This window comes from uncultured Cyclobacterium sp. (assembly GCF_963976465.1).
Taxonomy (GTDB): Bacteria; Bacteroidota; Bacteroidia; order Cytophagales; family Cyclobacteriaceae; genus Cyclobacterium.
The window spans coordinates 1-6,611 of sequence record NZ_CAXBOC010000337.1 but is presented as its reverse complement, the minus strand read 5'-3'; the positions used below and the strand labels follow the sequence as shown (position 1 = coordinate 6,611).

At 38.0% G+C, this 6,611-nt stretch carries 5 protein-coding genes; 3 read left to right on the top strand and 2 right to left on the bottom strand.

Annotated elements, in window-relative coordinates; all coding sequences use genetic code 11:
* The 3 genes from AAC037_RS17165 to AAC037_RS17155 form a co-directional block, all read left to right on the top strand.
* A partial coding sequence (locus tag AAC037_RS17165; protein WP_339904279.1) for a pyridoxal-phosphate dependent enzyme occupies positions 1-1,046 on the top strand: 1,046 nt, incomplete at its 5' end.
* Positions 1,047-1,081: 35 nt separating this feature from the next.
* Complete coding sequence (locus AAC037_RS17160) at positions 1,082-1,717, top strand: hypothetical protein (RefSeq protein ID WP_339904278.1); 636 nt, start codon at positions 1,082-1,084, stop codon at positions 1,715-1,717.
* Positions 1,718-2,055: 338 nt separating this feature from the next.
* Positions 2,056-4,611, top strand: a complete 2,556-nt coding sequence (locus AAC037_RS17155) for an ATP-binding protein (protein WP_339904276.1) — start codon at positions 2,056-2,058, stop codon at positions 4,609-4,611.
* Here AAC037_RS17155 and AAC037_RS17150 read toward each other — a convergent pair.
* Positions 4,608-5,975: a sigma-54 dependent transcriptional regulator gene (locus AAC037_RS17150; RefSeq protein ID WP_339904274.1), complete on the bottom strand. Its 1,368-nt coding sequence runs from the start codon at positions 5,973-5,975 to the stop codon at positions 4,608-4,610. The genes AAC037_RS17155 and AAC037_RS17150 overlap by 4 nt on opposite strands.
* A gap of 98 nt (positions 5,976-6,073) precedes the next feature.
* Positions 6,074-6,448 carry a hypothetical protein gene (locus tag AAC037_RS17145; protein WP_339904272.1) on the bottom strand — a complete coding sequence of 125 codons (375 nt, stop codon included), beginning with the start codon at positions 6,446-6,448 and terminating at the stop codon, positions 6,074-6,076.
* Between the last annotated feature and the right edge of the window lie 163 nt (positions 6,449-6,611).

The window sequence follows — 6,611 nt, the reverse complement described above, 5'->3', positions numbered from 1 at the left end:
TAGGAGCTGAGGTTATCGTCTGTCCTACCAATGTAGCTCCTGACGACCCAAGGTCCTATTATGCGGTAGCCCAAAAACTAAATAAAGACATTCCCAATTCTTTTTATCCCAACCAATACGATAACCCTTCCAATTGGAAAGCGCATTATGAAACCACAGGCCCTGAGATTTGGAGAGACACAGCAGGTGAAATCACTCATTTTGCCGCAGGAGTAGGTACTGGGGGGTCTATGTCAGGGACGGCAAAGTTTTTAAAAGAACAATCAGAAAACCTAATAGCTGTGGGTATTGATACCTATGGCTCGGTTTTTAAAAAATACAAGGAAACAGGAGAGTTTGACGAAAATGAAGTCTACCCTTACCTTACTGAAGGGATAGGAGAGGATATTTTGCCGAAAAACGTCAACTTTTCAGTGATTGACCATTTTATTAAAGTTACCGATAAGGATGCGGCAGTCATGACCCGGAGGTTGGCCAAAGAAGAGGGTCTTTTCGTGGGTTGGTCTTGTGGATCGGCAGTACATGGTGCTTTGGAATATGCCAAAGAAAATCTCAAAAAAGGAGATCGAATGGTAATTTTACTTCCTGATCATGGGACCCGTTATCTAGGTAAAGTTTACAATGATGATTGGATGCGAAACCACGGATTTCTGGAAGATAAGGCCTACGGCACCGCAAGGGATATCGTTTTATCAAGGAAGGATGGCTATCAATTGGTAGTAGTGAATAAAACCACTAAGATCAAGGAGGCCATTGCCATTATGAACGATAAAAGTGTTTCCCAAATCCCTGTGATGGAAGGGGAACATGTCATAGGAAGCCTTACTGACAATAAGCTATTGCTTAAAATCATTGAGAATCCTGAACTGAAAGATGCCAACGTTTCCGAGGTAATGGAAGATTCCATGCAATTTGTTGCCTTGGACAGCACTTTAGATGTATTGTCCTCTATGGTAGAGAGAGAAAAAGCAGTTTTGGTACGGGACGATAATCATCGGGTTCATATCGTAACCAAACACGATATTTTGGCAGCAATTACAAAATAATATTCCAAGCAGAGAAATAGAATAGCAGACTAATTATGGACAAAAAACATTTGGACCTGATCTTAGAAGGAGATTTTGATTTTGATATCAGGGAAGCCATAGAAAGTGGCTGGGAAACTTATAAAAAAGTGGCCATTTATTCTATCTCCTTTACCCTTTTGATCGTTTCTCTTCAGTTTTTGTTTATGTATTACGCGGAGAACTTTCTATTCGTGTATTCATTTTTTCTTGCAGGACCTCTATTCGCGGGTTTTTATTTGGTAGCGAATAAAATCAGCCATGGAGAGCAGGTAATTTATCCCGATTTCTTTAAAGGTTTCAATTATTACTTGCCAGTGGTTTTGGTTTGGATAGTCGGTCAAGTTATCACCGTTCTAGGTATTTTTGCTTTGATTCTTCCAGGTATCTACCTTATGGTCGGGTATATGTTTAGCATATTGATCACCATCTTTTCAGGAATGGATTTTTGGAATTCGTTGGAATACAGCAGAAAAATTATTCACAAAAAATGGACTAAATTTTTCCTTTTTGGTTTGGTTTTGGCGCTGATGAATTTAATTGGTGGGCTGCTATTTGGAATCGGGTTGGTGGTTACCATACCTTTAACCTACTATGCCATTTATCATGTTTTCGAAAGCTTAAATCTTGGTCTTCCCATTGACGAAGAATAGGGTTTTAACACCAAATAGGTTTTTTTTAAGGTTAATCGCCAACTTTTTTAAAAAGCCCTTCATTTTCAAAGGTTTAAAGGCGTACTTTGCATTTAAGTGTAAATTATTCAATAGAACTGAATTGTTGCTATGAATTCATTTTATCTGGAATATGTAATAGGGTTTCCTGAGCTTTATCAGGTAGGATTGCAATCAAAAGAAATAGGCTCTCAAGAGATTTTAGCTTAGCATGGCTATGGAAAAATCGAAAACAGAAACGAATAGGCTGATTTTGAGATGATTTCAGTTTGTAATAGGAGGTCTATTGTATATTTCAGGTTTAAAAACCAACCTTGATTATGAGATTCAATGCAAGAATAATGGTAATCCTCGGTTTTTTCTTGGGGATTTGTTTAATAGTGGGGGTAGGGGCAATAACCTATTTTAGCGTGACCAAACTATTGGCCTCTGTCGAATCCCTTTCCGAGCCTAACGAAAAACTGAGAAACCTCAATCAACTTTTGGCAGATATCTACCAACTGGACAAGTCTAGAAGTGTGTTTGTGGAAGAGGATACCAGCCATAATCTAGATTATTACAATCAGATACAAAATGAGATAAAAAAACTTGAAGCCATTGTTTCGGATTCTACAGAATTAAAAAAACTGAAAGGGATTAGCTATAGTGTCAATGAGTTGATGGTGGTTTATAAAGGTCTGGAAGATGTAAAGAAGAGTCTTTATAACAGGAATTTTAGCAATGAGGCCTTATACAATATTGAAAGAAAAATTAAAAGGAAAGAAGAGCTAAGTAGACTACAGAATTTAGGGAAAATAAGGATTGGAATTGACCCTTCAGCGCTCAAAGACCAAAATCAAAGCGCAGATAAATCACCCAAATCAATAAACAAAGATGTAACTTCTTCAGGGACCTTAGCCGGAGACGGAAAAGAAGACATGGATAAGATCAAGGGCACATTAAGGCTTAACCTTAACCGCTTGAACCCTGTAGACGATGACATGCCTGTAAATTCAGATTCCATCATTTATACTGTCAGGCAAATGGTATTGGATATCAATAACGAAGAACAGTATCTTCGGTCCAGGCTAAGTGAGTTGGAACAAGAGCTCAATGAAAAAAACAGGGAGTTGATCATGAATATTCAAAGCGTGGTCACTTCTTTGCAAAATGAATCACTTTTAAGGTCTAAGGCTGAAAATGATTCAGCATATGAATTGACCTACAAACTTTCAATTTTACTTGGCGTTTTGATAGCTGTTGGGGTAGTTGGTTCTTCGGGTTTTATTTATAGTATTATTCGAGAAATTAAAAAGGCAGAAGCTTATCAGGAAAAACTAGCTGAGGCCAAAAGAAGGTCAGACAACCTGGCCAAAACCAAGCAAGATTTCTTAGCCAGCATGAGCCATGAAATACGGAATCCCCTTCATGTAATTCAAGGTTATAATGAAGCTTTGCTAAAAACCAATCTGGGTGAAGCTCAGACTGAATATGTGAGAATGATACAATTTGCTTCAGGAACGCTCTTGGGGATTGTTAACGATATTCTCGACTTTTCGAAGCTGGAAGCGGGTAAAATAAAAATCGAAAAAGCGATCATTGATCCCGATTCATTTTTTAAAGACATACATTCCTTTTTCAAGCAAAAAGCTATTGACAATGGACTTTCATTGGAGTTTTCGGTATTGCTACCAAAAAATAAATACCTTTTGGGAGATGATTTAAGAATCAATCAGATCATGAATAACCTGCTATCCAATGCAGTGAAATTTACCGAAAAAGGGAAAGTTTCGGTTAGGGTTTTCATGGATACTGCGGATAATTTGGTGCTTGAAGTTTCAGATACAGGTATGGGAATGGATGAAAGCCTTCAAGCCAATTTGTTTAAAGAATTCAGCCAGGGAGATGGAACCATTTCCAGAAAATATGGTGGTACGGGTTTAGGTCTGGCAATTATTAAAAAACTTGTAGATCTACAGGAGGGAAATATAGCTGTAGCAAGCAAGACCGGAGAAGGAACCAAGATCACTGTTTCAATACCGGCAACCCTTCTAGACAAGAAAGAGGAAAGTGCTATTCCTGAAGTGGACGCCAATGTTGTGGGAAATTTGAAGGTGCTATTAGTGGACGATGATGAAATGGGGTTGAAATTCACAGACCTGTTGTTTAGTGGCCTGGGGGCGGAAGTTGTTGCCTATTCCGGAGGAATTGAATTTATGAATAATTTTGTGGAGGAAGATTTTGATCTGGTTTTGCTGGATATTCAAATGCCTGAAATAGATGGTTATCAGGTTTTTAAGTCTTTAAGGTCAAAAGAGAAATACCAAAAGGTGCCAATTGTGGCCATGACTGCGAATGTTTTTACAAAAGATAGAGAAAGCATGATCAATGAAGGTTTCGATGGTGTATTATTGAAACCGTTTAATGAAGCAGAACTTGTTCAAATCATTGTGGAATTTGTTAAGCCTCACAAAGAAGAAGTGCTGCTTCTTGCATCACCTGAAAAATTAAGTCGCTACCTGGCCAATGAAGATGAGGGCAGTGAGCCTGCCTCTGATTACAGCTTAATTGATATCAGGAAATTTTGCATGGGAGATGAAGCATTGTTTAAGGAGGTCGTAGAGGGTTTTTATACTCAAACTGGCTTGGATTTAATCATGATGAATAAAGCCTGCGATGAAGAAGATTATGAAACCATACAGTCCATTGCACACCAGCTTTCCAGTCGGTTGGGGCAATTACAATTCAAATACAAAGATCTCGCAAAAGAAATTGAGATTGATCTGAAAAGGAATAACACCCAAGACATTCAAGAAAAAGTGTGGACTTTGACGGAGAAAATCAACACCCTATTGGAAGATTTAGCCTTAAAATTCGGCTACGAAATGGTGGATTAATCCAGACCGTATTTTTCAAGTTTATTGTACAGTGTTTTCCTGTCCATATTCAATACTTTTGCGGTTTTGGACTTGTTAAATCGCATTTCCTCCAACGTTTTTATGATAAGTGATTTTTCTTGATCCTCAAAGGAGGTTTTTAGATCCTTGGCAGAGCTAATGTCTACGGGCTGAAAAGGTTCGTGATCCAGGAGCTCAGAAGGGATTACTTTGGATTGAATTTGGCCTTCTCCGGTTAGCAATACTGCTCGCCTGATAATGTTTTTTAGTTCACGCAAATTTCCCGGCCAGTGGTATTCTTCGAAGATCTTGACCACCTCCGGACTAAAACCTGAGACATTTTTTTCAAGTGTGGCATTGCTTTTTAACAAAAATAGATTGGAAAAAAACATTAAGTCTTCCCGCCTTTCTCTCAACGGTTGGGCCCTTAAGCTAAATTCATTTAACCGATGGAAAAGGTCTTCTCTAAATAACCCTTGCCTAGAGAGGTCTTGTAAATCTTCATTTGTTGCAGCAATTATTCTAACATCCACGGAGATGTCTTTATTGGCACCGATCTTTCTGATCTTACGCTCTTGTATGGCTCTGAGAAGCTTGATTTGAATTTCATAACTTAAATTCCCGATTTCATCTAAGAAGATTGTTCCCCCATTTGCATTCTCAAAATGTCCTGTTTTATGGTCTATGGCTCCGGTAAAAGCCCCTTTAACGTGCCCAAATAGTTCACTTCCGGCAAGTTCTTTAGACAAGGCTCCGCAGTCCACAGCCACAAAAGGACCTTTAGATCGTTTGGATTGTTGGTGTACCCGCTTGGAGATGTATTCTTTACCTGTACCACTTTCTCCCAATACGATAATGCTTAGATCGGTGGGGGCCACCAGGCCAATATGTTCTTCAATTTGCAAGGCTTCTTTACTTTTTCCAATTTGGTAATCCAGTTCAGAAAGTTTATTTGCAGACTGTTCATTTTTATTTACTTGTAGGGAAGGTTTCCGCTGCTTGTTTTCCTTCTTTAGAGCTTGTTGTACAGTGAGGAGTAATTCGTCCGGTTGAATGGGTTTGGTGATGTACTCAAAAGCGCCCATTTTCATGGACTTGACTGCCGTTCTAATGTCAGAATAATTGGTAATCAAAATGACGGGGAATTCCGGTTGTTCATTGAGCACCTGATCAAGAATTTCCATACCGGTCCCATCAGGTAAGCGGTAATCAGTAATGATTAAATCAACTTGATGCTTTTCAAAATAGCTCAGGCCTTCCGACACTTTGGTGCTATTCATTACCTCATATCCATTTTTCTCTAAAAATTTGCTAATAATTTTAGAGTAGGTAAGGTCATCCTCAATTAAAAGAATTTTTGACATATATAATTAATACGCATTAGATTTTAAATATAAAGGAAAAGCACCGATTTCACAATCAGTGCTTTCAGGTAACCGTTGGCTTAGCTGTTTTTATATTTTTATTGTGAAACAATGATTCCATTTTCGTCATAGAGCACCATTATATTAAAATAATCGGCATCTTTAAAACATACATCGTAGAAATCATCATCGTTTTGTGAGATTTTTGTTACTGTTCGTATTTCTAGATCGTTAATTAAACTGTCAGTCTGAATAACCCTTTGGATATTCAGGGGTAAATCGGCCACAGCAATATTTACAGAATCTGCATATAAACTGCTTGTTGTACTGTATACGGAGGATTCAATTGGATGGTTGTCTTTGTTGTTCCTAAATATTTCATGGCTATTCCATTGAAATTTAAATAGTATGGAGAATATGAATAAAATGAACAATGTACCAACTCCCAGCCCTGCAATAATTTCACGTCTCATAATCCAAAGGTTATTGAGGTTTTAATGCATTTATTGTGCCAACTTTAGTGCGTAGAATGGTTTGGGTTTTGCAGAAAATTTTTGTGTATAATGTACCCATACTGCTGACCTCAAACAACCCTTGTGGGAAATGAAAAACTTTACTAACTTTGTTATGCATGCT

What these genes read in the sequence shown, in the direction of transcription:
- AAC037_RS17160 (WP_339904278.1), top strand. Translation starts at nt 1,082, where the DNA reads ATGGACAAAAAACATTTGGACCTGATCTTAGAAGGAGATTTTGATTTT.
- AAC037_RS17155 (WP_339904276.1), top strand. Translation starts at nt 2,056, where the DNA reads ATGAGATTCAATGCAAGAATAATGGTAATCCTCGGTTTTTTCTTGGGG.
- AAC037_RS17150 (WP_339904274.1), bottom strand. Translation starts at nt 5,975, where the DNA reads ATGTCAAAAATTCTTTTAATTGAGGATGACCTTACCTACTCTAAAATT.
- AAC037_RS17145 (WP_339904272.1), bottom strand. Translation starts at nt 6,448, where the DNA reads ATGAGACGTGAAATTATTGCAGGGCTGGGAGTTGGTACATTGTTCATT.